This is a genomic window from Kitasatospora sp. NPDC056731, from assembly GCF_040687675.1.
Lineage (GTDB): Bacteria > Actinomycetota > Actinomycetes > Streptomycetales > Streptomycetaceae > Kitasatospora.
The window spans coordinates 22082-48543 of record NZ_JBFBNR010000002.1 but is presented as its reverse complement, the minus strand read 5'-3'; the positions used below and the strand labels follow the sequence as shown (position 1 = coordinate 48543).

26 protein-coding genes and 3 pseudogenes are annotated in these 26462 nt (G+C 71.9%); 13 read left to right on the top strand and 16 right to left on the bottom strand.

The window, feature by feature from the left end:
- The first annotated feature begins 102 nt into the window (after positions 1-102).
- The 7 genes from AB0R04_RS02530 (at position 103) to AB0R04_RS02500 (ending at position 6528) form a co-directional block, all read left to right on the top strand.
- Positions 103-1662 (top strand): ABC transporter substrate-binding protein, encoded by a 1560-nt coding sequence (locus tag AB0R04_RS02530; protein ID WP_363367440.1) that lies wholly within the window; start codon positions 103-105, stop codon positions 1660-1662.
- The gene (locus AB0R04_RS02525) at positions 1659-2627 is read left to right on the top strand and encodes an ABC transporter permease (RefSeq protein ID WP_363367438.1); all 969 of its coding nucleotides are present in this window, start codon (positions 1659-1661) and stop codon (positions 2625-2627) included. Before AB0R04_RS02530 ends, AB0R04_RS02525 begins: the two co-directional genes overlap by 4 nt.
- Entirely contained in the window at positions 2614-3492 is an 879-nt protein-coding gene (locus AB0R04_RS02520; RefSeq protein WP_363367437.1) for an ABC transporter permease, read from the top strand. The genes AB0R04_RS02525 and AB0R04_RS02520 overlap by 14 nt, the downstream gene beginning before the upstream one ends.
- Positions 3489-4640, top strand: coding sequence for an ABC transporter ATP-binding protein (locus tag AB0R04_RS02515; RefSeq protein WP_363367435.1), 1152 nt, complete (start codon positions 3489-3491; stop codon positions 4638-4640). The genes AB0R04_RS02520 and AB0R04_RS02515 overlap by 4 nt, the downstream gene beginning before the upstream one ends.
- A complete protein-coding gene (locus tag AB0R04_RS02510; RefSeq protein ID WP_363367433.1) occupies positions 4637-5674 on the top strand; it encodes an ABC transporter ATP-binding protein in 1038 nt (345 codons plus the stop codon). Before AB0R04_RS02515 ends, AB0R04_RS02510 begins: the two co-directional genes overlap by 4 nt.
- Before the next feature lie 289 nt (positions 5675-5963).
- Positions 5964-6311, top strand: a complete 348-nt coding sequence (locus AB0R04_RS02505) for a hypothetical protein (RefSeq protein WP_363367431.1) — start codon at positions 5964-5966, stop codon at positions 6309-6311.
- A 61-nt stretch (positions 6312-6372) separates the two neighbouring features.
- Positions 6373-6528 (top strand): hypothetical protein, encoded by a 156-nt coding sequence (locus tag AB0R04_RS02500; protein WP_363367430.1) that lies wholly within the window; start codon positions 6373-6375, stop codon positions 6526-6528.
- An 89-nt stretch (positions 6529-6617) separates the two neighbouring features.
- On the opposite strand, the gene AB0R04_RS02495 is transcribed toward AB0R04_RS02500, so the two are convergent.
- The 3 genes from AB0R04_RS02495 to AB0R04_RS02485 all read right to left on the bottom strand — a co-directional run bounded on the left by AB0R04_RS02495 (position 6618) and on the right by AB0R04_RS02485 (position 8634).
- The gene (locus AB0R04_RS02495; protein WP_363367428.1) at positions 6618-6857 is read right to left on the bottom strand and encodes a hypothetical protein; all 240 of its coding nucleotides are present in this window, start codon (positions 6855-6857) and stop codon (positions 6618-6620) included.
- Between the two features lie 363 nt (positions 6858-7220).
- Positions 7221-7529 carry a hypothetical protein gene (locus AB0R04_RS02490; RefSeq protein ID WP_063352105.1) on the bottom strand — a complete coding sequence of 103 codons (309 nt, stop codon included), beginning with the start codon at positions 7527-7529 and terminating at the stop codon, positions 7221-7223.
- Between the two features lie 727 nt (positions 7530-8256).
- Positions 8257-8634 (bottom strand): hypothetical protein, encoded by a 378-nt coding sequence (locus tag AB0R04_RS02485; protein ID WP_363367426.1) that lies wholly within the window; start codon positions 8632-8634, stop codon positions 8257-8259.
- Between the two features lie 753 nt (positions 8635-9387).
- On the opposite strand from AB0R04_RS02485, the gene AB0R04_RS02480 reads away from it, so the two are divergent.
- Positions 9388-9750, top strand: coding sequence for a YciI family protein (locus tag AB0R04_RS02480; protein WP_363367424.1), 363 nt, complete (start codon positions 9388-9390; stop codon positions 9748-9750).
- Positions 9747-11000, top strand: coding sequence for a sigma-70 family RNA polymerase sigma factor (locus AB0R04_RS02475; RefSeq protein ID WP_363367422.1), 1254 nt, complete (start codon positions 9747-9749; stop codon positions 10998-11000). The genes AB0R04_RS02480 and AB0R04_RS02475 overlap by 4 nt, the downstream gene beginning before the upstream one ends.
- A gap of 125 nt (positions 11001-11125) precedes the next feature.
- Here AB0R04_RS02475 and AB0R04_RS02470 read toward each other — a convergent pair whose 3' ends face one another.
- Positions 11126-11689, bottom strand: a complete 564-nt coding sequence (locus AB0R04_RS02470) for a group II intron maturase-specific domain-containing protein (RefSeq protein WP_363368004.1) — start codon at positions 11687-11689, stop codon at positions 11126-11128.
- 86 nt (positions 11690-11775) lie between these two features.
- Positions 11776-12432, bottom strand: coding sequence for a TetR/AcrR family transcriptional regulator (locus tag AB0R04_RS02465; protein ID WP_363367420.1), 657 nt, complete (start codon positions 12430-12432; stop codon positions 11776-11778).
- 47 nt (positions 12433-12479) lie between these two features.
- On the opposite strand from AB0R04_RS02465, the gene AB0R04_RS02460 reads away from it, so the two are divergent.
- The gene (locus AB0R04_RS02460; RefSeq protein WP_363367418.1) at positions 12480-14141 is read left to right on the top strand and encodes an FAD-dependent oxidoreductase; all 1662 of its coding nucleotides are present in this window, start codon (positions 12480-12482) and stop codon (positions 14139-14141) included.
- A gap of 290 nt (positions 14142-14431) precedes the next feature.
- On the opposite strand, the gene AB0R04_RS02455 is transcribed toward AB0R04_RS02460, so the two are convergent.
- From AB0R04_RS02455 to AB0R04_RS02445, 3 genes and pseudogenes are all read right to left on the bottom strand, one after another.
- Positions 14432-15136 carry a hypothetical protein gene (locus AB0R04_RS02455; RefSeq protein WP_363367416.1) on the bottom strand — a complete coding sequence of 235 codons (705 nt, stop codon included), beginning with the start codon at positions 15134-15136 and terminating at the stop codon, positions 14432-14434.
- Complete coding sequence (locus AB0R04_RS02450) at positions 15136-15675, bottom strand: SigE family RNA polymerase sigma factor (RefSeq protein ID WP_363368003.1); 540 nt, start codon at positions 15673-15675, stop codon at positions 15136-15138. Before AB0R04_RS02450 ends, AB0R04_RS02455 begins: the two co-directional genes overlap by 1 nt.
- 236 nt (positions 15676-15911) lie before the next feature.
- Positions 15912-16415, bottom strand: a pseudogene (locus AB0R04_RS02445) (LysR substrate-binding domain-containing protein); the annotation flags it as partial.
- Here AB0R04_RS02445 and AB0R04_RS02440 point away from each other — a divergent pair.
- A pseudogene (locus AB0R04_RS02440) lies at positions 16410-17006 on the top strand (zinc-binding dehydrogenase); the annotation flags it as partial. The pseudogenes AB0R04_RS02445 and AB0R04_RS02440 sit on opposite strands and share 6 nt — an antisense overlap.
- Positions 17007-17082: 76 nt before the next feature.
- Here the strand turns inward: AB0R04_RS02440 and AB0R04_RS02435 are convergent.
- Both AB0R04_RS02435 and AB0R04_RS02430 read right to left on the bottom strand, forming a co-directional pair.
- Positions 17083-17598 (bottom strand): hypothetical protein, encoded by a 516-nt coding sequence (locus AB0R04_RS02435; protein ID WP_363367414.1) that lies wholly within the window; start codon positions 17596-17598, stop codon positions 17083-17085.
- A 495-nt stretch (positions 17599-18093) separates the two neighbouring features.
- On the bottom strand, positions 18094-19329 hold the full coding sequence (locus AB0R04_RS02430; protein WP_363367412.1) for a GDSL-type esterase/lipase family protein: 1236 nt from the start codon (positions 19327-19329) through the stop codon (positions 18094-18096).
- Positions 19330-19578: 249 nt separating this feature from the next.
- Between AB0R04_RS02430 and AB0R04_RS02425 the strand changes: the two genes are divergently transcribed.
- Entirely contained in the window at positions 19579-20382 is an 804-nt protein-coding gene (locus AB0R04_RS02425) for a GntR family transcriptional regulator (RefSeq protein WP_363367410.1), read from the top strand.
- A gap of 201 nt (positions 20383-20583) precedes the next feature.
- Here AB0R04_RS02425 and AB0R04_RS02420 read toward each other — a convergent pair whose 3' ends face one another.
- The 4 genes from AB0R04_RS02420 to AB0R04_RS02405 form a co-directional block, all read right to left on the bottom strand.
- A complete protein-coding gene (locus AB0R04_RS02420; protein ID WP_363367408.1) occupies positions 20584-21459 on the bottom strand; it encodes an SGNH/GDSL hydrolase family protein in 876 nt (291 codons plus the stop codon).
- Positions 21460-21854: 395 nt separating this feature from the next.
- Positions 21855-21986: a hypothetical protein gene (locus AB0R04_RS02415; RefSeq protein ID WP_363367406.1), complete on the bottom strand. Its 132-nt coding sequence runs from the start codon at positions 21984-21986 to the stop codon at positions 21855-21857.
- A gap of 103 nt (positions 21987-22089) precedes the next feature.
- A complete protein-coding gene (locus tag AB0R04_RS02410) occupies positions 22090-22896 on the bottom strand; it encodes a transposase (protein ID WP_363367404.1) in 807 nt (268 codons plus the stop codon).
- Between the two features lie 101 nt (positions 22897-22997).
- Positions 22998-23648, bottom strand: coding sequence for a LysE family translocator (locus tag AB0R04_RS02405; RefSeq protein WP_363368001.1), 651 nt, complete (start codon positions 23646-23648; stop codon positions 22998-23000).
- Between the two features lie 183 nt (positions 23649-23831).
- Here AB0R04_RS02405 and AB0R04_RS02400 point away from each other — a divergent pair, with 183 nt between their 5' ends.
- Entirely contained in the window at positions 23832-24725 is an 894-nt protein-coding gene (locus AB0R04_RS02400; RefSeq protein WP_363368023.1) for a hypothetical protein, read from the top strand.
- Positions 24726-25007: 282 nt separating this feature from the next.
- Here AB0R04_RS02400 and AB0R04_RS02395 read toward each other — a convergent pair.
- Together AB0R04_RS02395 and AB0R04_RS02390 are read right to left on the bottom strand one after the other, a co-directional pair.
- A pseudogene (locus tag AB0R04_RS02395) lies at positions 25008-25415 on the bottom strand (DNA-3-methyladenine glycosylase I); the annotation flags it as partial.
- Positions 25416-25720: 305 nt separating this feature from the next.
- Complete coding sequence (locus AB0R04_RS02390; protein WP_363367402.1) at positions 25721-26329, bottom strand: hypothetical protein; 609 nt, start codon at positions 26327-26329, stop codon at positions 25721-25723.
- Between the last annotated feature and the right edge of the window lie 133 nt (positions 26330-26462).

The following is a 26462-nucleotide window of genomic DNA, read 5'->3' as shown; positions in this document are numbered from 1 at the left end:
ACAACTGCCTTTTGGCAGTACTGCCACTTCCGGAATGGTGTGGGGCGTCGGCGGCCGCACTCCCCCAGGCCGTCCCCGCCCCCTCCCCCGAACCGAGGAACCATGAAGCGGCACACCCACCTCCTGGTAGCGGCGGCCTGCACGGCCGCGCTCACCCTCACCGCCTGCTCCGCCTCCGACGACGCGGTCTCCGGCGCCGGCGCCGGCGCCGGGAACACCGGCGCGGCAAACGACGGGCCGGCCGTGGACGGCGGCACGCTCAAGATCGGCCTGGACCGGCCGTTCGCCAAGCTCGACCCGGCCGACGGCACCCTGACCTCGATGCCGATGATGGTCCTCGCCAACGCCCTGTACGACCCGCTGATGGTCAACGGCGACAACGGCGCCGTCCAGCCCTACCTCGCCAAGTCCTTCACCCCCAACGCGGACGCCACGGTCTGGACCCTCGACCTGCACGAGGGCGTGAAGTTCAGCGACGGCAAGCCGCTGGACGCCCAGGCCGTCGCCGACCACGTCACCCGGCTCGCCAAGCCGGAGAGCAAGTGCGCCTGCGCCATCGACGCAGCCACCATCGGCGCCACCACCGTCTCCGGCCCGACCACCCTCACCTTCACCCTCAAAGCGCCCGACGCCGCCTTCCCCAACCTGTTCACCCGCTCCCTCGGCTACGTCTCCGAGGCCCCGGCCGGCGACTCCCCCGCCGTCGGCTCCGGCCCGTACACCGTGGAGAGCGTGCAGCCCGGAGTCTCCGTCACCCTCGCCCGCAACCCCGCGTACTGGGGCGCCAAGGGCCACGCCGACAAGCTCGTCTACCGGGTGCTCACCGACACCGACAGCCGCTACCAGTCGCTGCGCTCCGGCGACACCGACCTGATCTGGACCGAGACGCCCGGCCAGCTCAAGCAGGCCGCCGCCGACGGGCTGCGCAGCGCCACCGGGCCCGGCGGCACCACCACCATCGTCTTCAACACCACGTCGGCGCCCTTCGACGACGTGCGGGTCCGCCGGGCCGTGCAGTACGCGATCGACCGCGAGGCCCTGGAGAAGGTCGTCTCCCTCGACCAGGGCGCCGTCTCGGACGGCCCGATCGGCTCCCGCTCCCCGTACCGCACCGCCGCCGCGTACCCGGCCCACGACGTGGCCAAGGCCCGGGCGCTGCTCGCCGAGTCCGGCCACCCCGACCTCGCCTTCGACTACCTCGTCGACAGCCGCCCCGAGGGCCAGCAGCGCGCCACCGTGATCCAGCAGATGCTCGGCGAGGCCGGGATCAAGGTGACCATCAAGCCGCTCGACGCCGCGGGCCTGGGCACCGCGCTGCTCCAGCGCAAGTTCCAGGTGATCGACTTCCCCACCAGCATGTTCGGCGACACCGACACCGCACTCACCAGCCTCTACCTTCCCAACTCGCCGTACAACTTCATGAGTTGGTCCGACCCGGAGACCTCGAAGGCGATCGCCGAGGGCCGCTCCTCGACCGACACCGCCAAGCGTGCGGCCGCCTACCAGCAGGCCGCCCGGCGGGTTATCGGCGAGGTGCCGATGGCCTTCCTCACCGAGAACACCGTCGGCTTCCTCGGCTCCGCCAAGGTCGGCGGACTGCCCGACCTGTCCAAGCGCACCGTCCTCAACGTCTCCCCCGCCCCCCTGTGGGTGAAGCGGTGACCCCCCGCACCCGCACCGCGCTGCGCCACGGCGGGCGGCTCGGCCGCGCCGCGGCCGTGCTGCTGCTGGTCACCGTCGCCGCCCTGTACCTGCCCCACCTGATGCCGGGCTCCCCCGCCGTCGCCGCCCTCGGCCCCACCGCCACCCCCGAACAGATCTCCGCCTACGAGGCCGGGCTCGGCCTGGACCGCAACCTGTTCGCCGCCACCTGGCAGTGGATCGCCGACGCCCTGCACGGCGACCTCGGCCACTCGCTGTCCACCGGAGCCGCCGTCACCACCGAACTCGCCGACCGCATCCCCGTCACCCTCGAACTCTTCCTCGCCGCCCAGCTGGTGGCACTCGCCCTGGCCGTGCCCGTCGCCCTGCTCTCCGCCTGGCGCCCCGGCGGCACCTTCGACCGGATCGCCACCGCCGGCACCTTCGGCTGGCTCGCCGTCCCCGGCTTCGCCCTCGGCCTGCTGCTCATCTGGATCGCCGCCGTCCAACTGCGCATCCTGCCCGCCACCGGCTGGACCCCGTTCACCGAGGACCCGGCCGAGAACCTGCGCCACCTCGTGCTGCCCGCCCTCACCCTCGGCCTCACCGAGGCCGCCGTGTTCACCCGCACCCTGCGCGGACAACTGCTCGACACCCTCGACCAGCCGTACATCGCCGCCGCCCGCAGCCGCGGCATGGGCACCACCCGGCTGCTGCTGCGCCGCGCCCTGCGGCCGTCCAGCCTGCCGCTGGTCACCCTGGTCGGCATCGGCATCGGCACCTCGCTGGGCGGCTCGGTGCTGGTCGAGTCGCTGTTCGCGGTGCCCGGCGTCGGCAGCCTGGCCGCCGGGGCCATCTCCGGCCGGGACTTCCCCGTCGTCCAGGCCGTGGTGGTGGTCAGCGCCGTCGGCGTGGTCGCGGCCACCTTCGCGGTCGACCTGCTGTACCGCACGATCGACCCGAGGATCGCCCATGAGCACCGCTGAGACCACCGCCGTGACCGCCGAGGCGGCCCCGGCGCGCACCGCCCGCCGCCGGCCCCCGGCCGGCGTGCTCGCCGCCGGGGCCTGGCTGGCCGTGGTCGCCCTCGCCGCGCTGCTGCTGCCCCTACTGCCCGGCTTCGACCCGCTGCACGGCGACTTCGCCCACCCCGCCGCCGCCCCCGGCCCCGGCCACTGGCTGGGCACCGACAGCGCCGGACGGGACGTCCTGCAGCGCACCGTCGCCGGCGCCCGCGCCTCCTTCACCGTCGCCGGCCTCACCATCCTGGTCGGCCTGCTCGGCGGCGGAACGCTCGGCCTCGCCGCCGGCTGGTTCCGCGGCCCACTCGACAAGGCGATCGGCTTCGCGACCGACCTGCTGATGTCCGTGCCCAGCCTGATCCTGGTGATGATCGTGGTCTCGCTGCGCGGCCCCAGCCTCACCGTGATCGGCACACTGATCGGGCTGTTCACCGTCCCGCACTTCACCCGGGTGGTGCGCGCCGTCGTGCTCTCGCTCAGCGAGCGCGGCTTCGTCCAGGCCGCCCGCATGCTCGGCACCGCCCCGCTGCGCATCCTGCGCCGCGAGATCGTCCCGCACGTCGTACCGACCGCCCTCACCTTCGCCTTCACCGCCACCACCGTCGCCATCGTCGCCGAGGGCTCGCTCAGCTTCCTCGGCTTCGGACTGCGCCCGCCGGAGCCCTCCTGGGGCGGCATCATCGCCGAGGGGCGCACGGCCCTCGGCAGCGCGCCGTGGATCTCGCTGGCGCCCGCGGCCGTGCTCTGCCTGACCGTCCTCGCCCTCAACTACCTCGGGGAGCACCTGCGTTCGGGTGGCCCCGCCGGCCCGAAGGGAGCGCGCGGATGACCTCCGCCCCCGACCTCGACGTCCCTGCCCTTGCCGTCCCGGCGCTCGACGAACCTGCCCTCGACGTCCCGGTACTCGACGAACCTGCCGTCGGCTTTCCCGTCCTCGACGTCCGCTCGCTGGACACCGTCCTGCACACCCCCGACGGCCGCGCCCTGCACGTCCTGCACGGCGTCAGCCTCACCATCGCGGCCGGCGAGTGCCTCGGCGTGGTCGGCGAGTCCGGCTCCGGCAAGTCCGTGCTCGCCCGCGCCGTCCTCGGCGTCGAGTCCCGCACCACCAGGGCCGTCGCCACCGGCGAGATCCGGCTGAACGGCGAGGACCTGCTCGCCGCCTCCCGCACCCGCCGCGCCGAACTGCTCGGCACCGGCATCGCCATGGTCCACCAGGACCCGATGACCTCGCTCAACCCGGTGGTCCGGATCGCCGACCAGGTCACCGAGTCCCTCACCAACCGGCGCCGGCTCTCCCGGCGCGAACGGCTGCGCACCGCCACCGCGTTGCTCGCCGCCGTCGACGTCCCCGACCCCGCCCGGCGGGCCCGCGCCCACCCGCACGAGCTCTCCGGCGGCCTGCGCCAGCGCGTCGGCATCGCCGCCGCCCTGGCCGGCGAACCCGCCCTGCTGCTCGCCGACGAACCCACCACCGCCCTCGACGTCACCGTCCAGCGCACCGTCCTCGACCTGCTCGACCAGCACCGGCGCAGCCGCGGCCTCGCCACCCTGCTGATCACCCACGACATCGGCCTGCTGTACGGGCGGGCCCGCCGGATCGCCGTCATGTACGGCGGCCGGATCGTAGAGACCGGCCCCACCGAGGCCGTCACCCGCCACCCCCGGCACCCCTACACCGCGGCCCTGCTGCGCTCCGTACCGCGGGTCACCGGCCCGCTGCGCCGCACCCTGCCCGCGATCCCCGGCTCGCCGCCCGACCTCACCCGGCCCACCCCCGGCTGCCCCTTCGCCCCGCGCTGCGAACTGGCGACGGACCTCTGCACCACGACCGCGCCCCCCACCCACACCGCGGCGGACGGCCACACCGCCGCCTGCCACTTCCCGCTCACCGCACCGCCTGACGCACCGTCGTCCTCGCCCGCCCCTCCGTCCTCCTCCTCGCCCTCGCCCGACGAACTGGAGCCCGCGGCATGACCACCGCCCCCGACGCCGCTGCCCCCAACGCCGCTGCCCCCGCCGCCGTCACCCCCGACGCCGCCGCTCCCGGGACGGCCGTCCTGGAGGCCACCGGCCTCAGCGTCGTCCACCGCACCCGCTCCGGCCCGCTGCACGCCGTCAGCGGCGTCGACCTGGCCCTCCACCCGCGCCGCACCCTCGCCCTGGTCGGCGAGTCCGGCTCCGGCAAGAGCAGCATCGCCAAGGCCCTGCTGCGGCTGCCCCCGCCCACCACCGGCACCGTCACCCTCGACGGCACCGACCTCGCCACCCTCTCCCCGCGCGCCCTGCGGGCCGTCCGGCCCCGCCTCCAGCTGGTGTTCCAGGACCCGCTCTCCTCCCTCAACCCGCACCGCCGGGTCCGCGACCTGGTCGCCGAACCCCTCGACGCCCACCCCGACCCGGCCCGCGACCGCGAGCAGGTCGTCACCGAGCAACTGACGGCCGTCGGCCTGCCGCCCGCCCTGTTCGGCGACCGCCGCCCCCACCAGCTCTCCGGCGGGCAGGCCCAACGCGTCGCCATCGCCCGGGCCCTGGCCGCCGGACCGCGCGTCCTGATCGCCGACGAGGCGGTCTCCGCCCTCGACGTCTCGGCCCAGGCCACCGTGCTCAACCTGCTGCGCGGGCTCACCGAGGAACGCGGACTGGCCGGCCTCTTCATCTCCCACGACCTCGGCGTGGTCCGCGCGGTGAGCGACGAGGTGGCCGTGCTCCAACTCGGCCGCATCTGCGAACGCGGCCCCACCGAAGCCGTCCTCGCCGCCCCGGCCCACCCCTACACCGCCGCCCTGCTCGCCGCCGTCCCCGAACCCGGCCGCCCGCTGCGCGACACCGGCCTCCTCCCCACCGACCCGCCCTCCCCCCTCGCCCCGCCCAGCGGCTGCCGCTTCCGCACCCGCTGCCCCCTGGCCGACACCCGCTGCGCCACCGAGGAACCGCAGCTGCGGGAGGTGGCACCAGGCCGCACGGTGGCCTGCCACCGACCGCTGATCGACGCTGCCACAGCGTCCTGACCAGCCGGACGCACCACGGGCCCCCGGGCCGGGAGCCCCACTCCCGCCCCAGGGGCCCGTTCCGTTCCGTTCCATTCCGTTCCGTTCCGGCCGCGGACGGGCCGGCGTCCAGGGCGCGCCGTCGGCGGAAGCGACGGACGACGCCCCTGCCGGGCTGTCACCTGGCAGGGGCAAGGCCTTCGCGCCCCGTTCGCACCCCTTCACGCCGGTGACGATTCGCGTACGCAGCCTTACCGTTGGCTGCGATCACGGGCCGCACCCGGCGACCCGGCGTACCGGAGGTCCCATCATGCGACGCCTCGTCACGACGATCGGTACCCTCATCGCCGCAGGGACGCTGGCCGTGGCCGTCCCCACGTCCGCCCAGGCCGCCACGGGCACCCTGACGTTCTACAACGTGATCTTCCCCGACGGGTCGGGCAGCGGCCCGGGCGTGCCGTACCTCGACCCGGCCCCCGGCTGCTACGACGTCCCGAGGGAGGCACACGGGCCCCTGTCAGGCGTGAACAACGCGACGGACAGCACGGTCCGCTTCTACTGGGGCGAGGACTGCACCGGCGGATCGCTGTTCAGCGTGTCGGCCGGCCGTTCGGTCAGGTTCAACTCGCACCCGCGCTCCTTCTGGGTCGAGAACTGACCGGAGACCCGCCCCCCCTGCGCGACCGAAGCGCGGGCAACTCGGACACAGAACCGGCCAGTTGGACAGCGACGACGTCGCTGCTGGCCTCGCCCGGGACCAGGACCTCGAACGTGCGGCCGACCACGCCCGGTCCGTGCTCTCCACCATGGTGACGGTGTTGCCCTCGGCGGCGGCCGGTCACGGCGAGGGGCCGTTCCGATCGCCGTCGCGGTGACGGCGATCCGAACGGCTCCTGGGCGAGCGGACATCCCTGGTCGGGGGCGGTAGGGCCATCTGCGTTCTTCGAGAGCCTCAGGTGCTCGGTCAGTAGGTGAGGGTGACGCAGCCGTTGCCGCCTGCGCCGCCTTGGCCGCCTCCGCCTGAGATAAGGACGGCGGTGATGCTGGTGGTCCCGGCGGGGACGGTGAAGGTCTGGGTCGTGGCAGCGGACGCGGACGGGGCCAGGCCCACCGTCAGCGCCAGGGAACCCGCCAGGCTCACCGCGCAGGCCCCGGCCCGAACCGCCCAGGGCCGGGCCAGGGCTTCGGCGTAGTTGGCTGACACCCGGTTTGTGGTGATCTGTTGGCTGGCGGGTGCCCTGGAGGCAGGACAGGCGCGGCTTCCAAGATCGTGGAGTTCTCGACGCCCCGCGACCTGCCTGGAAGACCGTGCCTGCCGACGCAGCATCCCCGATCCCGCCTGCCCTTGACCAGCTACGCGAGCAGTCCGACGCCGCTCCCGGGGAGGTCCCCGGCCTGCTGGAGCGACTGGCCCAGGTACCGGACCCACGCGATCCGCGCGGCTGGAGCCTCACCATGTAGTTGTCGGGCGTCTCGTCGTAGCACGTGGCCAGGCTCCGCCACGCTCGGATCCCGTGGGAGACCGGTTGCCCGCCCGCGCTGCCGCGCCTCTTTCGGTACGTCCCGGTCAGACAGCGGAGAGGTGCAGCTTGAACGGCGAACCGTTGGAGCTGGGCGTCCAGCCGTTCGACCGCCCGGCCCGAATACCTGCGGCGACTTCGCGCGGCAGGACGACCTCAGCCGGCAGCATGTTCGGTTCGAGCACGGCCGGCCGACCGGTCTCCACGACGAGCGTCGTTCCGGGACAGGCCGCGTCCTCCACCATGTAACCCAAGGTGATGCCGTCGTAGTCGCAGCACGGTTTCCTGCTCACTCGCCAGCGGTACTCGACGCCGTCGACGACAATGCGGCGGGACCCTTTCTTCGCCAGTGCCACTCTTTGCCCTTCGGCCTTCGACTGCTCGTATATGTCTATCGCCAGTCTCCCTGTACGGCACACGCGTGTCACCGGGTTTGGCCCAGAGCTGATCACGCAAGGCCGAGGAACGCGAGCAGGTCGCGGGGCGTCGAGAACTCCATGATCTTGGAAGCCGTGCCTGTCCTGCCTCCAGGGCACCCACCAGCCAGCAGATCACCACAAACCGGGCGTCAGCCAACTACGCCGAAGCCCTGAGGGCCGGGCCGGCGCCAAACGCGCACCACATGCCGTAACGCTCTGCATGTATCGCATTTACGCAAAGTGCGATAGTTCGCACACATTCGCAACCTGATCACGGCGAGCCGATCCGGCTCGACGCACCGGTCCACAGGCCCGCCCCCCATGGATGCTGTTCCCGATGACGCTTCGGTCGAACAACCCGGCCAGCGGCTATCGGGGGGCCGGCCAAGGCGCCTGCGACACCCACCCAGGGCAACATCCCGGTCTCGCTCGTCGTCGAGTAGTCTCGGGGATTTCTGAACGGAGGGCGACCGCAGGCCACTTCGGCCTGTCGGCCGCCCGCCGCCCGCCGCCCGCGTTCGCGTTCGCGCCCACGGCGGCGCTACGGCAGCGATGGCGCTACGACAGCGGTAGCGCCCGTCCGAGCGCACCGAAGGCCTCGTCCAACAGGGCCCGATGGTCGGGGTCGACCGCCGCCGCGCTCTCCCCCGCCCCGGCGCAGGGGTCAGTTCTCGGATGGTGGGGCGGCGGCGAGGAGTTCACGCTTCACGTGCTCGTAGTCGGCCCGGGCCCGCGGGTCGCCGTGGTCGTAGTCGGCCCAGAAGCCGGGGCGCTGCCAACGGGCGTCCGCGAGGCGGGTACTGCCGCCGTCGATGACCAGGGTCCAGCCAGGTGGTATTCGGGTGTCCACTGTCTCGAAGTGGGCGGGGTCCCAGAGCAGTCCGGGATCGGGCACCTCGGGGCCGAGCACGCGAATCTGGCAATCGATGTCGCATGCGACCATCTCCGCAACCGGGTAGACACCGCCCACCCGGATCCCGTCGAACTCCGCGACCGGAACGTCGGCCGCGGGGTGGATGATCTGCAGGCATCTGACTCTCATGAGAGCAGTCTCGCCCTGGCCGATCTCCGGCCGTTGTCCGGGGCGCCGCGACGGATCCAGCGAGGCGACCAGGCTCTGCCTCGGGAACAGGCGCGGCCGGCCCAGACCGGATCATCCGAGATGACGGACGAATCGGACCGGATCACCTGAGACAGGGACCGGATCGATGGAAACGGGGCACTGGTCGGGCCCGGCAAGCGGTGGGATTCCCACCGAGCGCGGCAGCTTCGGCGCGCGAGTCAGCTCCAGTAGCTGCCGCTGATCGCTGCTGCCTCCCACGTCTGGAGCTTGAGTCGCTGCCTGCAGGAGGTGGTGGCTGCCGTCGCCCAGTCCCGGAAGGCTTAGGAGTCTCCTGCCAGTCCGTGGAGTTGCCGGGCGCAGTCCTGAGCTTGGACCGTCCAAGGCGCGAAGGCATCCTCGGCCAGGACCTGGTCGAGGCGATGCCGCGCGATGGAGGTATCACCAGATAGCCCGGCAGCGATCCCGGCGTGGTAGTTGCCCCAGTAGCCGGCGTACGGGTCAATCTGCACAGTCGGGTACGCGCGAACGTGCACCGGTGCGGGTGGCTGTCCCTGGGCGGAGGGCGCCGGGTAGGTTGATCGTTTGTGCCGTTCGGGCAGTTCAGCCCGCCACCACGGTTCGGAAGAGCAGCCGAAGGAATTGTTTCGTGCCGGATGTCGAGGGCCTGTGCCCGGCTCCGACTGAGGGGTGCAAGCGCGCCGAGTGGGCGCGCGGGACACAAGGGGACACCTGATGAAGTACGTTGCGATGATCTACGGCAACCAGGCCAAGTGGGACTCCTTCCCGGCCGATGCCTGGCCCGAGGCGATCGCCAAGCAGGACGCGTTCAACAAGAAGTACCGCGACAGCGGTGAACTGCTGGGCGCCTACGGCCTGGCGGACGCGGCCAACGCGCAGCTGGTGCGCCGAAAGGACGGCGTCCCGGCGGTCACCGACGGGCCGTACCTGGAGACCAAGGAGTACATCGCCAGCTTCTACATGCTGGACTGCGAGTCCCTGGAGCGCGCGCAGGAGATCGCCGCCGACATGCCCTTCGCGGACATCGAGCCGGTCGAGCTGTGGACGGTGCTGCACGACGCCGCGACGGACCTGTGACCGAGAAGCCCGGCGTCGAGGACCTGCTGCGCGAACTGGCGCCGCAGGTCCTCGGCGCGCTCATCCGCCGGTACGGCGTCTTCGACACATGCGAGGACGCCGTCCAGGAGGCGCTGCTGGCCGCCGCCCTCCAGTGGCCCGCCGAGGGAACGCCGGACAATCCCCGGGGATGGCTGGTCACCATTGCTTCCCGCCGGCTGGTCGACCAGGTCCGCAGTGAGCAGGCGCGCCGGCGCCGCGAGGACCGGATCGCCCTGGCCACTCCGCAGGCCGAGCTGCTGAGCCGCGCCGCCGACGCCGAACCGGACACGGACCGGGACGACTCCCTGGCGCTGCTATTCCTGTGCTGCCACCCGGCACTGTCCGAGCCCAGCCGGATCGCCCTGACACTGCGCGCGATCGGCGGCCTGACCACCGCCCAGATCGCCGCGGCCTTCCTCGTCCCCGAGGCGACCATGGCCCAGCGCATCAGCCGCGCCAAACAAACCGTCAAAACCTCCGCCACCCCGCTGTGCATGCCGAGGGCAGCCGACCGGGCCGAACGGCTGGAGGCGGTGCTCCACGTGCTGTACCTGATCTTCAACGAGGGCTACACCGCCACCGACGGCGCCGACCTGACCGCGCCGGCCCTGTCGGCCGAGGCGATCCGGCTCACCCACCTGCTGCACCGCCTGCTGCCCGACCACACCGAAACGGCCGGGCTGCTTGCCCTGATGCTGCTCACCGACGCGCGCCGCCCCGCCCGCACCGGACCCGACGGCGACCTGGTGCCGCTGGCCGAGCAGGACCGCACCCGTTGGAACCGCCGGCTTGTCGCGGAGGGCCTCGACCTGATCAGCCGCACCCTGCCCCGCGGACAGGTGGGCCCGTACCAGCTGCAGGCGGCCATCGCCGCCGTCCACGACGAGGCCGAGCACGTCGACGCCACCGACTGGCCGCAGATCCTCACCCTCTACGACCTGCTGGAGCACCTCGCACCGAACCCGATGGTCACTCTCAACCGCGCGGTAGCCGTCGCCATGGTGCACGGACCCGCTGCCGGGCTCGACCTGCTGGCGGCACTGGAATCCGACAAACGGACGGCCCGCCACCACCGCCTGCTCGCCGCCCGCGCCCACTTCCTGGAACAGCTCGGCGACCTCGACGCAGCGGCCCACGCCTATCGCGAGGCAGCCCGACGCACCACCAGCACACCGGAGCGGCGCCACCTCACAACCCGCGCGGCACGCCTCGCCCCCGAGCAGAACTGACCGGCAAAGCCGAACCACCAACGGAACTCGGGCACCACCGCTGTGCACGTTCGGCTGTACTCGCCTGTGCACATTCAGGTGTACGCCGACGAGGCGTCCACGGTGAGGCGCCAGTGCGCGAACATTCAGGGATATCGCTGGGCGATCTCCCGCAGTTTCGCGATGGCCTTCCGCTTGGCCTTGAGCCGCTTGTACTTCTGGCGGATCCAGCGCACCAGGTAGGCGTTGATGCGCATCAAGAAGGGATGCAGCTCCCACGGCCGGAAGCGGCCGAAGTAGTTGATCCAGCCCGCCACCATGGGGTTGACCCATCGGGCGAGCTCATTGAAGGAAAGATCGGAGCGGGTGTGCAGCTGCCAGGAGCGCACCTCCCGGCCGATCCTCGCCAGAGCGTCCTGGCTGACCGCCGGCTCGAACGACAGGAAGAGCCTGCCGTGCCGAGCCCGGTTTCGCCTGGCGCGGAACGTGTACCCGAGGAACGTGAACGCCTCGTGCTCGTAGGAGCCTTGGCGGGATCCGTTCTTGCAGTACACGATCCGGGTCCTGTCCGGGTGCAGACGCAGCCCGACCTCGACCATCCAGTCCGTGAGCGCGGCCAGCACCTCACGGGCCTGGCGCTCGCTGACGCAGTGCAGCACCGCGTCGTCCGCATAGCGTTCGAACCAGACGGCCGGAGTAGTCGCGGGGATTTTTGAACGGAGGGCGACCGCAGGCCACTTCGGCCTGTCGGCCGCCCGCCGTCCGCGTCCGCGGCGGCGCTACGACAGCGATGGCGCTACGACAGCGGTAGCGCCCGCCTGAGCGCACCGAAGGCCTCGTCCAGCAGGGCCCGATGATCGGGGTCGACCGCCGCCGCGCTCTCCCCCGCCAGCATCCGGCCTGCGGAGGTGAGACAGCCGGTGCGATAGGCGGCGACGGCGAGCGCGGCGGTCAGCCGGGGCTGCGGGTCCGGCGAGGTCTGCGCGATCACCTCGGTCAGCGCGGCCTCCAGCTCCTCGACGCCCTCGCGGGCCCGCGCCCGCAGCGACGGGGAGTCCACCACGACCCGCCAGAAGGCCGTGAAGCGATCCCGCAGCGCCGCCAACGGGTAGCCCTCGTCGACGAGTTCGAGAATCAGGCGATGCAGCGCGGCGAGCGGGGACTCGGCGGCCGGGCGGCCGCGCACCGCGCTCGTGAACAGCTCGACGGCCTCCGGGATCCGGTCCAGGAAGAGGTCCTCCTTGCGCGGGAAGTAGTTGAAGACCGTCATGGTCGAGACCTCCGCCGCCTCGGCCACCTCCGCGACGGTGACCTGGTCGAACCCGCGCGCCAGGAACAGGGTGGTGGCCACGCCGGAGATCCGCTGCCTGGTCTGCACCTTCTTGCGCTGACGCATCGTGAGGTTCCGGGACTGCGGTTCGTCGTCGGCGTCCGGGGTCTTGGCTACATCCATGGCCGAAATTATACCCACCACAGATTTTTAGTGACTACAGTGAAGTCATGAACACGGACACGGGCACGGACATGCGCACAGACGCAGGCACCGACGTAGGCACGGACTACGACGTGGTGGTGGCGGGCGGCGGGCCGGTCGGGCTGATGCTGGCCTGCGAGCTCCGGCTCGCCGGAACCTCGGTGCTGGTCATCGAACGGCTCACCGAGGTGGACCAGACGATCAAGGCGGGCGCCATCAACACACCCAGCGTGGAGGCTTTCTACCGGCGCGGGCTGCTGCCGGCGCTCGAAGAGATCCACGCGCAGGCAATGGAGAAGTTCGCCCAGTTCACCCGGCAGCGCCGCCCGGGCGGGCCACCCGCCAACGGCGCAGTGCCCACCAACGGCGAACTGCCCGCCGACAGTGCGGTGCCCGCCGACAGCGCAGTGCCCGCGCGGGCACCGCAGCGGATCGCCGGACACTTCGCCGGAATCATGCTGAGCCTCGACCGCTTCGACCCCGCCGACGACCCCGACTTCGCCGACCGCGGCCCCGTCGACAAGGCCACCCTCATCCCGCAGGCCGCCCTGGAGCACGTGCTCGGCGAGCGCGCGGCCGAGCTGGGCGTCGAGCTGCGCCGGGGCGTGGAGTTGACCGGCTTCGACAACGACGAGCACGGGGTGACCGTGCACACCGACGGCGGTGCGCCGATCCGAACCGGCTGGCTGGTCGGGTGCGACGGCGGCCGCAGCACGGTGCGCCGGCTCGCCGGGTTCGACTTCCCCGGCACGGCCCCGGAGATCACCGGCCACCAGGCGATGGTGGAGATGACCGGTTCCGAGGCCCTGGGCGCCGGTTGGAACCGGACCGCGGTCGGGACGTACGTGCACGGGCCGATGCCGGGCCGGATCCTCACCGTGGAGTTCGACGGTCCGCCCGCGGACCGCCAGTCGCCGGTCACCGCCGAGGAGTTGCAGGCCGGCCTGCGCAACGTCAGCGGTGTGGACGTGACGATCACCAAGGTGCACAGCGCGACCCGCTTCACGGACAACGCCCGCCAGGCAAGCACCTACCGCGCGGGCCGGGTGCTGCTGGCCGGCGACGCGGCGCACGTGCACTCCCCGTTCGGCGGCCAGGGACTCAACCTCGGCATCGGCGACGCGATCAACCTCGGCTGGAAGCTCGCCGCCACCGTGCAGGGCTGGGCGCCGGAGGGCCTGCTGGACAGCTACACCGCCGAGCGGCACCCGATCGGCGCCTGGGTCCTGGACTGGACGAGGGCGCAGGTCGCGCTGATGCGGCCCGAGCCGGGCAGCGACGCACTGCGCAACGTCGTCGCCCAGCTGGCCGACACCGCGGCCGGGACCACCTACTTCGTCAAGCAGCTCTCCGGCGTGTGGCAGCGCTACGACCTGCCCGGCGAGCACCCGCTGGTGGGCCGCAGCGCGCCGGACCTCGTACTCGCCGACGGCAGCAAGCTGGCCGACCACCTGCACGACGGCCGCGCGCTGCTGCTGGACCTCACCGACGACCCCGAGCTGCGCGCCCGCGCCGACGGCCACCGCGACCGGTTGCGGGTCGTGACTTCCCACTGCCCCGAACAGTCCGCGCTGGCCGCCCTGCTGGTCCGCCCGGACGGGTTCGTCGCCTGGGCGGGCGGCAGCGGTGAGGCCCCGGACGGGCTCGGCGAGGCGCTCGGCAGGTGGCTCGGCGCAGCTCAGGGCTGAGCTCAAGGCTGAACTCAGGGCTGAGCTCAAGGCTGGCGCAGGACGGCGGCTGCCAGGGCGAGCGCCGGATCCTTGCAGGGTGTCGATCCGCCCGGCAGACGTCTCCCACCGACGCGGATCCCCGGCAACCGGGCGCCGGGGCGGCACCGTCCTCGCCCGGCGCGTCCGACGCGTCGGGCCTCAACCCGAGCGTCAACCCGAACGTCCGGGCGCACTACGGGTGGGAGAGCAGCCACTTGGCGGCTTCCCCGACCGGCCGGGCACCGCCGGGATCGCGGCGGCGGTCTGATTCAGGAGGTCAGCGTCTTGCTCGCCAGCACCTTCCCCTGAGCGTCGTACGCGGCGAGCTTGACGCCTTCGAACGGGTATGCCGTCGAACCGTTGGGGGTCTTGCGGCTGGGCGGCCCCCAGACATAGCCGGTGGCGTAGCCCGGGTTGCCGGGAAGTGAGGCAACCGTGGCCCAGGACACCTGGCCGTCCACCTCGATGGTCATCCGGGCCACCCGCCCGGGCCCGTGGTAGATGAGGTTGTACAGACCCTCCTGGTACTGCGGGGGGTTCCCGTAGTACTGCATGACGATCTCGGTCGCTCCGCCCGCCCAGGAGTGCCCGCCGCACCCCGGACCGCTGCGGTAGGCGGGGGCGTCGTGGATGCAGATCTCCTGGTCGTTCAGCTGCATCCACCAGTCCTGGCGGCCCAACGACAGCTGCTGGCCGGGCTCCACCACCACGGCCTCGGGAGCCGGCCCCTCCGGTACGGCCAGAGCCTGCGAGGCCGGCCCGACGGTCTGGACCGCGCGCTGCGCGGACAGTACCGCGCCCGTGCCGGCCACCACCGCGAGCGCGGCCACCACAGCCGACGCGCCCATCGCCACCCGGCGCCCCCGCCGCTGCCTGCGTACCTGGACCTGCACGGGTCCGGCAGACCAGTCCGCCACCGCGACCCGGGCCGCTTCATCTCGCAGAGCGCCGCGCATCATGTTCTCGGTGTCCATCACCTGTTGTCTCCGTTCGTGCCGTCGCTCGTCGAACCGGTGTCCGCCGCATACGGGGCCAACGCCGGGTGTCCGCGCAGTTTCGCCAGGCCTCGGCTGGCCTGGCTCTTGACATTGCCCAGCGAGCAGCCGAGCGCTTCGGCGACCTGGTACTCGCTCATGTCCTCCCAGTAGCGCAGGACGACCACGGCCCGCTGGCGCTGCGGCAGTTCCGCCAGCGCCTGGAGCAGCACCGAGCGTTCCTCGACGTCGCGGTGGCCACCGCCCGCGGTGTGCGCCCGATCGGGCAGGACGGGCACGAGCAGTTGCCTGACCCGGCGCCGCCGGTGACGGCTCAGGTTGTTGTTCACCAGGGCCCGGCGGATATAGGCGTCCGGCTCCTCCAGACGGCTGATCCGGGACCAGTTCCTGAAGACCTTCGCGAAAGTCGCCTGCACCACGTCCTCGGCCTCGTGGTAGTCACCGGTGAGCAGGTAGGCGGTGCGCACCAACTGCCGCCAGCGCGCGGCGGCGAACCCCTCGAAGTCAAGCTCCCGCAGGCCGGGGCCGCCCGCGGAAGCCGGTGCCGTGACGGACGGGGGCGGGTCCTCCACTGGGATGTGCAATACGCTCACGGTCATCCGATTCCTCTTCGCGTCCGCGCGACGACCCAACCGGGCCATCGCTCTGCCCTACTCACCGCCGCACCACCGAGAAGGTTGCACACGGGCGCCGACAGCTGGTGCACGGCGAGTCGGTGGTCTCGGCGCTGGGTCCGGGGGCCCGGCGGCACGTATCAGGCGGTCGAGGTGATGGCTCGGGTGACGGCCGTGACCGGCGGGGTCGGGCGGCCGGGGAGGCGCGCTACGAGGACCCGGCGGAGCTCGGGAGGTGCGCCTTCGACGTGCAGCAGGCTCACCCCGGGCGGCAGCACCGGGGAGAGCCGGAAGGGCACCGTTGTCACCCCGAAGCCGCCGGCGACCAGTTGGAGCTTCGTCAGCCAGTCGCGCGCGCTGTGGACGATGTGCGGCCGTGCGGGCAGGCCGGGCCAGACGCCGAGCAGTGGCTCGGAGTTCGAGGCCGGGGCGGCGATCCACGGGGCGTCGGCCAGTTCGTCGACGTGCACCGCGGTGCGGCCGGCGAACGCTCCGGTCGAAGGCGCCGCCACGACCAGTTCGGTGTCCGCGACGGTCTCGACGTGCAGGCGCGGCGACTCGCCGTCCACGGGCCGGTGGGGCGGGCGGGACGTCAGGACGGCGAGGTCGATCGAGCCCGCGCGCAGTGCCCGGACCAGGGTGGGCTCGCAGCCGGTGAGACGCTGCTCGTCAGCGGGGCCACCGGCAACCTCGGCAGCAGTGCGGTCGCGGTCGCGCTCGCCATGGGGGCGGGCCGCGTGGTCGCCCCCGGCCGTAACCGGGCCGCGCTCGACCTCCTCGCCGACCGGTTCGGTCCGAGGGTGCGCCCGGTCCCGCTGAGCGGGGACGAGGCCGGCGACCGCGCGGCGATGTCCGCGGCGGGCGGCGGCCCGATCGACATGGTGATCGACCTGCTGCCGCCGAGCGCACCCAGCCCGGCGGCGCGCACGGCCGCCATGACCGTGCGCGAGTACGGCCGCGTCGTTCTCATGGGCGGCGTCGGCATGCTCGGCGGCGACGACCTCGCGCTCCCGTACCCGTGGATCATGCGCAACTCGGTCACCGTGCGCGGCCAGTGGATGTACCCGCGTACGGCGAACGTCGGCATCATCCGGCTCCTCGCCTCGGGCACCCTGGACCTCGCCCCCGAACGGGTCCGGTCGTTCGGCCTCAGCGCCGTCAACGACGCCGTCACGTACGCCGCCTCACACGGCGGCCCGTTCGACCGCACCGCCCTCACCCCACCGGCTCGCTGACAGGACCGACCGATCTCCCCACGTCAGCGCCACGGCCCAACGCCCGTCGGGGAGCCGGGCCGACACGTTCAGGCGGCTACTGGGCCAGCACCACGGTGAAGACGAAGAGGACGACGGCGAGGGCGATGGTGCACAGCACCGCGACCCTCACGGGCGTCAGCCGGTCCCGGAACCGCTTCTCCGGCAGGACGCGCTGGCTCGGACTGGTGTTGTGCTTCCACCAGTCGACGACCCGCCGGAAGTCGGCGTCGAAGTCCTCCGACGGGTGGAGGTCGCTGGCCATCACGGTGGACATCCAGTGGCGTCGGCCGTCGGTGGTGTGGATCCGGGCCACACGTGTGGGCGCGCCGCGGCCTTGGATCTCCGACACGTCGATCCAGGAGATCTGTTGCCAGGAGTAGGTGCGGCCACGGCCGAACCCCCAGCAGATGGTGACTCCGTCGGTGCCGACCCTACTCCAGTACCGCATGGCGAGGAGGCGGCTCGCGGCGGCCAGCACCACGGTCCCGCCGACGATCAGGACCATGGGGCCGAGGCCGAGGTGGAACTTCAGGTGGCCGGCGACGAGTTCGATCGTGACGACGATGAGCACCGGCCCGAGATCGGACCAGTCTGGGCGGAATCTGTCTTTCCCCCGGAAGATCAGTTCATTCACACTGCGCACACTACGCCGCCCTCGGCCCGGCCTCGCAGGGGGATGGGTCGAGGGCCGCACGGCTCCCGTCAGGGCCGGTCGAATGCCGACAAGTCGGCTGGCACCACACCTGGTTGCGCCGACTCGTGCCGAACCTCATGCTGAACCTCGCGCTGAACGAGGACGCTGCTCGGCTTCCCGGCTTCTCCGAGAATCCGCCCCAGGCCCGGTCAGCCGGCACCGGCGCATCGCCCTGATCCGCAAGGTCGTGATCAGCGACGAGCTCCCGCCCATGGAGGGGGTCGCCACCGCACTGATCCTGCGCTATGCCCAGCCCATCCGGCAGCTGGTCCGGCTCACCCATCCGCGAGGTCCAGCACGAAGCCGATCAGGTCGCGCTCCGGCTCGGCGATCCACCCACCCCAGTCCCCGAGCCCTTCACCGGCATACTCCTCAACTACATCCACACCGCGCGGCCGAACCGGCCGAACGGCACCGCTCCGGCCAGTGGCTGAAGGGGCCCGGGGTGGTGAAGGTGAGGGTGGCGAAGCGTTGGGCCATGTGCTGGTGGGTGGCGGCGTCCGGGTGGAGTTGGTCGGGCAGCGGGAGGCCGGCGGCGTCGGCCGGTCCGTAGAGGTCGCGGCCGTCGAGGTAGTGGAGGTTCGGGTCGTCGGCGGACCGCTGTTCGACGATGCGGGCCAGCTCGTCCCGGATGACGCCCAGCGTCAGCTTTCCGCTCGCGCGCTCCGCGGGGTCGCCCGTTGCCCGGAAGCGGAGTTGTCCGGTGCTGAGAGCGGTGAGGTCGATCGTGCTGGGGCCGGGTGTGTCCTCGACCATGGGGCACAGGATGGGCGAGACGACGAGCAGGGGCGTTCGGGGGTGGCCGTCGCGGATGGTGTCGAGGAAGCCGTGGACGGCGGGGGTGAAAGCGCGCAGGCGCATCAGGTCGTGGTTGACCACGTTGATGCCGATCTTGACGCTGATCAGGTCGGCGGGGGTGTCCCGCATGGTGCGCGCGGTGAAGGGGTCGAGCAGGGCGCTGCCGCCCAGGCCCAGGTTGATCAGTTCCACGTCGCCGAGGGCAGCGGCCAGGGCGGGCCAGGTGCTGGTGGGGCCGGCGGCGTCGGAGCCGTGGCTGATGGAACTTCCGTGGTGCAGCCACACCTTGCGGCCTCGGTCCGGCACGGGCTCGATGGGGGCGTCGGTCCGCAGCGCGACGAGTTCGGTGGTCTCGTTGTACGGCAGCCAGATCTCGACGTCCTTGGCCCGGTCGGGCAGGTCGCTGAAGCGGAGAGTGCCGACAGTGCCCGGGCGGCGCTCGGCGGTCCTGGTGGTGATGTCGATGGTCAGGGTGTCGCCGCCGGTCACGCCGGCCTGACCGGCCAGGCGGCCGTCGACGAGCAGGTCGTAGACGCCGTCCGGGCGCGCCGGGGCACCCACGTAGGCGGTCTTGGTCGGCAGGGTGTCCAGTTCGACGGCGGTGGCCCGGGTGCGGAAGGCCAGCCGTACACCGGAGGGCTGGGACTCTGCCCTGGCCAGCTGCGGGTCGGCGCACTGGGCGCGGGCCCAGGCGGGCAGTCGGTGCGGCAGCAGGCCGCGCTCGGTCTGCTCCAGGTCGAGGGCTCCGCGCAGGAGGTTCGCGGTGATGGGTGTGGTGATCCAGGCGTGCGGCTCGTGCTGGTGGTGCATGGTGTCGGCCTGCCCGTCGGGGTTGTCGTGGTGTTGCGATTCATTCGATGGGGTGCCGGGGGGGGCGGGGCCCTTCACCAGGCGGCTGTGCAGGGCCTGCTGGGGCTCCGACCAGGCATCTAGATGTCTAGCCGTCTAGACGACACAGATGCTATCCCTTGCCGGGCCGCACCCGGTTGAACAACAGGAGAACTTCACGGATGCGAACCCGGACTGGACCCAGGGCGCCGGATCCGTAGGATTCGCCACGTGCCGACACCACGAAACAACGGTCCGTTGTACCTCCAGTTCGCCCACGCCATCCAGGAGCGCATCGACACCGGCGAGTACCCCCCGGGCTCCCGACTGCCGAGCGAGCCGGAGCTGTGCCTACAATTCGGCGCCAACCGACTGACTGTCCGCCAGGCGATCGCCGAACTCGACCGCGCGGGAGCGATCGAGATCCGGCGGGGGGTCGGCACCTTCGTACGCCGGCCGGTCGTGCGGGCCACGATCGATGTCGACCCGAACAGCGCCCGCCTCGATGTCGGCAGCCAGAGCGTGCCCGTGCCCGTACGCGGCCTGAAGGGCACCGAGGAACGGGCCGTGGAGGTGTCGGTCGGCTCGGACACGGCGCCCGACCGGCAGGCGGCCGAGCACCTGCGGCTGCCCACGAGCGCGCTGACCCGCATCGACACCGTGATCGTGATCTCCGCCCAGCCCTGGGCCGTGAACAGCTACTGGGTGGCCACGCACCTGCTGCCCACAGGCTTCGCGGAGTCGACGGAGTCGCGGAACACCACGGTGGCGGTGGCCGAGGCGATCGATATCGAACTTGAATACGACTGGCGCTCGTTCAGCGCGATCGCCGCCGACATCGCCGACGCGCAGCGACTCGACGTCGCGGCCGGCAGTCCACTGCTCCTGCGCGAGGGAGTCAGCTGCGCACCGGACGGACGACCGATCCTCTACGTACGCCGGCGGATCTACGGCGAGAACGCCAGCTTCGTGATGCGCTACCGCGAGTGGCGCCAGGCGGACCAGGACTCGGGCGGCGCGGATACCAGCGGCTGAGGCGTGCCTCGTTGCGCGGGGACTTCCACCTCCCTCCCGTCGCAAGTGATCCGGGCCATATGTGAGGCTGTGACCAGGCGCGACCAAGCGTGACCAGGCGCGACCGGAACAACTGGGACGTCGGGGGCGAGAGCCCGGTGGCCCGGCAGCCTCGGTGAGGCCGCCGGGCCACCGACCCGTTGCGGTCTGCGGCCTCGGCCCTCAGCTGACGCCGGCGGCCCGCAGCGCGGCTTCGACGGCCGCAGCGGTGTGTTGCTGACCGACCGCGTTCGGGTGGAACGGCGCGTAGGCGCCGGCGGGAACGAGCGGCTCGATCCAGCGGGTGGACGCGCTCTGGCAGGCGTCGTGCCCGATGCTCGGGGTGTAGGTGTCGACGTAGGTGGCGTCGTTGCTCTGGGCGGTGCGCCGCAGCATGGAGTTGAGGGCCAGTTCGATGTCGTCGAGGTAGGCGGTGTCCTTGGTGGTGAGGGTCAGTTGCGGCCGGCAGTTGCCGCTCTGCGGCAGGATGTCCGGGTAGCCGACGACGAAGACCTTGGCCTGCGGCGAGAGTCGGTGGATCTGCTGGAGGGCCCCGGCGATGTTCACCTCGTCCGAGGCGATGGCGTCGGTGAACGTCGATTTGTAGAAGTCCGCGCACGGCGAACCGATGTCGAACACGTTGAGCGCGTCGATGACCTCGCAGCCGCGGACGGCGGTGCTGAAGGTGTTGTTGTCGTTGCCTCCTATGCCCAGGGTGACCACCGATGTGGACGGGGCCAGCGCGTCGAACTGCGGCGGCGAGTCCGGTGACTGGGCGATCGTCATGTCTCGGGCCTGCGCGCCGGAGCAGCTGACGTCGACGAGTTGCAGCCCGAGGTTCTGGGCCACGACGTGGGGGTAGTTGTCGATGCCCTGGCGGCAGGCGGACGGTGCGCCGGGGGCGGGGGCGGTCAGTGTTCCGACGGCGGTGTAGGAGTCACCCAGGGCGACATAGGCGCCTTGGACCGGGGACGCCTGGGCCGGGCCGGCCAGGGCCAGCGCAGTAGTGAGGGCGAGGCAGGCCGCGGCTGCGACGCCGGCGGTCTTCGTGGGGGTCATCGGGGTCCCTTCCCGTTCTCATGACTATTCGCCAGAAGGCGTGCGAGCGCCCATGGTTCGAGCAGACTTCCTTCACCAGGAAGCCACGCAGGTCCCACCGAGGCCCCGGCAGGACATCTACACATCTAGATGTCGCAGATGCTATCCCTCGCCGAGTACCGCCATGTTGAACGGCAGGAGAACTTCACGGAGTTGCTCTCCGACTCCGCAATCAGAGCGCCTGCCGCCGCGAGAAGGCCCGCAGCGGCTGCCGTGTCGGGGAGTGGGGTGGGGTGGGTCCAGGAGGGCGGCGTACGTCCCCACGGGCTTCGCCTTCTCGGACTCGGCGATCCCGGACCCAAGATTCGCTCCGCGGCCCGGTGTGTCGGCAGAGCGTGCGGGACAGCGCGCGGACGTCAGAACCAGTCGGGCAGGACATGCTCAAGGCGATACACCGCCTGGAAGATCACCACCCCGTAGTCGCTGGGCAGTCGACCTTGATCTGCCTGCAGCGACCACACTGGCCAGCGGCGCTGACGGTTGACCACTGGGCGCTTCCGGCGGTGCTTACTGAGAGGACGGTACGTGACGTGATGCCCGGTTTGCTTGTCGACTGGGTTGAGCAGGCTGGCTGCGGGCTCGCTGGGGCGACTACGGCCGCGGCAGGGTGAACAACCCCTGCTCGGTCTCGACCAGGATTCCCCGCTCGGTGAGCCGCTTGAGCTTCAGGCGGGCGTTGTTGATGCTGCTGGGAGCGATCTCCACGTCCATCGCCTCGCACACCGCCCGCGCCCGCAGCGGGGCGTCGGCCACAGCGAATACCGCCATGATCTCCTGGTAGGCCGGATGGTCCGGCAGCTTGGCGGCCGGCGGTGCGGGTGGTGTGGACCGGGTAGCTCCAGCAGCGTCTTGCGGGTGATCCGGATCTCCTCGGCGGCGGTGTCGAGCCCGTCCAGCAGTGCCGAAGGCGTTGTCGTGGACGGAGGCGGCCAGCACCACCACGGCGATCACCAGACCCAGGACGTCGACGGCAAGGCCCCGCTTGCGGCCCGGCACCTTCTTGTTCGGGTCCCGTCCGGTGGTGCCGGCCGGGACCCCGGCGGCGGCGTGCAGACTCTGGGTGTCGAGCACCACCGGGCTGGGGTCGGCAAATCGGCCCCTCTTCTCGCGGACCTGCCAGCGCAGCAGGTCGTGGATGGTCTGGTCGGTGCCGTCGTCGCGCCACTTGTAGAAGTAGTACTTCACCGCCCCGGCGGGCGGCAGGTCGTGGGGGAGGAAGTCCCACTGGCAACCGGTGCGGGACCGATAGAGCAAGGCGTTGACGATGTCCCGTATGTCGTAGCTGCCCTGATGGCCGCTGACGGAAGGGTGCCGGGCCTTCCAGGAGGTGATCACGGGCTCGATCAGCACCCAGCGTTCGTCGGATAAGTCGCTCTTGTAGGGCTTGCGGTCGCTCACGTAGCCAGCTCAGCACGGCAGCCGCTCGGCGACCGACCATAGGGCGTCAAAGCCACACGTTCAGGCGACACACACCGGACATCAGCCCGCGTACAGCCCTCTCAGGGCGTGCCAGCCACGGCCTGCGAGCGGTCGGCGGCGATCCGTACCGCGAAGCCGGCCAGTGCGGTGCCCATCACATAGCGCTGGATCCGGGTCCAGAGCGGGCGGCCGGAGAAGAACGTCGAGACCGATCCGGCGGTCAGCACGAAGATGCCGTTCACGACCAGCCCGACGACGATCTGGGTCAGTCCCAGCAGCAGGCTCTGCGCCGCGATGTGACCCCGGCTCGGGTCCACGAACTGGGGCAGCAGTGACACGTAGAGGATCGCGATCTTCGGGTTGAGCAGGCAGGTCAGCAGGCCGATCGTGAAGAGCTTGCGCGGCGGATCGGGCACCAGCTCGCGCTGCGCGAAGACCGAGGAGCCGCCGGGCCGCACCGCCTTCCAGGCCAGCCAGAGCAGGTAGCCGGCGCCGACCAGCTTGACCGCCAGATAGATCTCCGGAACCAGCGAGAAGACCGCCGAGATGCCCGCGGTCGCCGCCAGCAGGTAGGCGAAGAAGCCGGTCCCGACGCCGGCCAGTGAGATCAGTCCGGCGCGGCGCCCCTGTGCCACCGAGCGAGAGACGAGGTAGATCATGTTCGGTCCGGGCGTGAGCACCATCCCGAACTCCACCGCCGCGATGCCTGCTACCGCGCTGATACTGACCATGTCGCCCCCGCCCTCAACCGTCCTGTTCCGCGGGCGAAACCTAACACGCGACGCTCTTTCGGATTGCGCCTCGGTCGTCCACGTGAACCGTACCGACCGTCTGTATGCGCTGGTGGAGGAGTTGCGCGCGGTGTCGCCACGGCCGGCCACGCAGCGCGCGGTGGCTGGCGGCCCCCGTCGGCCATGACCGCCCTGTGGCACGACAACGAGACGTACGAGGCCACCCGCGGCGAGGACGACCGGATCTGGTGGCGGCACGGGAACGGCGCCTGGCAGCAGATGCCGGGCAACGCCCACACCCACCTCCCGCCCACGCTGGCGGTCGGCGACGTGGACGCCCGCATCCAACGCCTGGTCATGTTCCGCGTCGGCAACGACGGCTCCGCCTACTACAGCTTCCTCCAGGACCGGAACACCAACTGGTGGACCGGCTGGAACCGGGTCCCCGGCATCCTGCACCTCACCGGCAGGGTCTCGGCGACCTACAGCACCAACGGCGTGCAACTGGCAACCGAGGTCAACGGCTGGCTCCACACCCAGCAGATGGATCTCCGGCCCGGCCGGCCGCGCTTCCGGCCCGACTGGGAGATCCAGCGCTTCCAAGGCCGGGGCGTGGACATCGCCAGCAACTTCACCTTCACCTTCGGAGAACAGGAGTTCTTCGCCTCCCGGGGCCTGACGAACACGGTCCGCGTCGCCCGCACCCGCCCGGGCGACGGCAGGAACGCCCAGTACACCGACCTGCCCGGCGGCGGCCGGTGCGAGTCGGTCGCGATCGGCCGCGGCGGCGACCCCGGACACCTCGCGACCAGCCCCTTCGACCCGGGCTACGCCGCCCAGCAGAACATGGCCATCGGCTGCATCAGCCCCAACGACCACCAGCTCTACCTCAACCGCTCCACCGACGGCGGCAACACCTGGTCCGACTGGGCCCACAGCACCGGCGGCCCCTCGCCCACCGGCGCCGCACCCGAGATCCACGGCTTCCCCGGCGGCGAGGTCTTCGCCGTGCTGTCCTGGGGCAGCGACACCGCACCCTTCAAACGCCACATGATCGTCATGAAGCGCGTCATGTGACACCCACTCGGGACCAGGTTCACCGCACCGGCCCTCCCGGGTGCGGTGGATCGGGAACACGAGCAGCGTGATGATGATGGCGAACGTCCCGTCGCTCGTCGCCTCCAGACGGCGGCTCGACGGACACGGCCCGCCACACGGGGGACGTGGCGGGCCGTGTGGCGGCCGAACGGCCTCACCGGGCAGGGGCGCTGGGTGGTGGGGGGGTCCGGAGGAGCCACGGCGGTGGGAGTCCAGCAGGTGGGTATCGATGATGCCGATGGCTTCCATCAGGGCGTGCATGGTGGTCGGGCCGACGAACGCGAATCCTTGTGCGCGCAGTGCTTTGGACAGGGCCTGCGATTGGGGGGAGGTCGTGGGGATCTCGGCGAACGTGCGCGGTCTGGGGGTGTCGAGTGGCTTGAACCCCCACACGAAGTCGGTCAGGCCGCCGTGTTCGCGCAGCCGGACGGTCGCCCGGGCGTTGGCCACGGCCGCGAGGATCTTCGCGCGGTTGCGGACGATCCCGGCGTCGGCCATGAGGCGTTCGACGTCGGTGTCGCCGTAGCCGGCGACCCGGTCGGGGTCGAAGTCGTCGAACGCGGCGCGGAACGCCGGGCGCTTGCGCAGGATCGTCGCCCACGACAGCCCGGCCTGGAACGCTTCCAGGCTGATGTGTTCGTACAGGCCGCGCTCGTCGCGCACGGGCATGCCCCACTCGGTGTCGTAGTACTGGCGGAGCAGCGGATCGGTGCCGGCCCACGCGGGGCGGGCGAGCCCGTCCTCGCCGATCACCACCCCGGGGTCGACAGAGTGTTCGGGGGCGGGGGCGGGGGCGGTGTCGCTGGCCATCGGGAAATGGTCCTCGCTGTTCTTCAAGGGGTCTGGTGCTCACGGCCTGATGGTCGGACCGCCGGGCCGGGGCGCAGCTAGAAGAGTCGTCCGGGCAACAGGGGTGCCCCGGGGGGCGGGGCTGACCGCATCGCGCGGCACCTCCGGCAGGTCGGACAGCGCCGTCACCGTGATAGGCCGGGGCCGGGGCCGGGGCCGGGGCCGGGGCCGGGGCCGGGGCCGGGGCCGGGGCCGGGGCCGGGGCCGGGGCCGGGGCCGGGGCCGGGGCCGGTGACCGTGAGGCCGCCGTCGTCGGTGACGGTCCAGGTGGCGCCGTTCGCGTCGGCTCCGGTCAGGCCGCGCAGCTGCCGGGCGCCGACCAGGGCCAGCGTGGCGGGGCGGCCGATGGCGGCGGTGGCCAGGGTGCGGTCGGGCCGCCAGGACGTGGACCACAGCAGCCGCCGGGCCACCTGGGCCCAGCCGACCTCCGGGCCGGTCATCACCCACACGTCGGCCGGCGCGTCGGCGAAGTGGCGGGCCTGGCACAGCCAGGAGGCTGCGGTCTCCGGCCAGGTGGTCGTTGCGGCCACGACGCCGCCGGCGGCCTGCCAGGCCCGGGTGATCGCGTCGGCGCCCGCCAGCGCGGCCGGGGTCCGGCCGGAGCCGACGGCGATGCTCCGGGCGCCGCGCGCCTGGGCCAGCGCGACCAGCACGGTGACTTCGGTGTCGGTGACCGCCAGGTCGGGGCCCGGCGGTGGGGGGTCGGTCAGCAGGGGGCTGGTCAGGGGATTCATGGGGTGCCTTCTTCGTCAGCGCTCTTCGATGACCGGCAGAGGTCCAGGCGGCACACCGCGCCCGGCCGGCAGGAGCAGGCGAGCGGGCGGGCGGGCGCGGTGAATGCGGACAGACCGACGGCGGCCGCCGGGG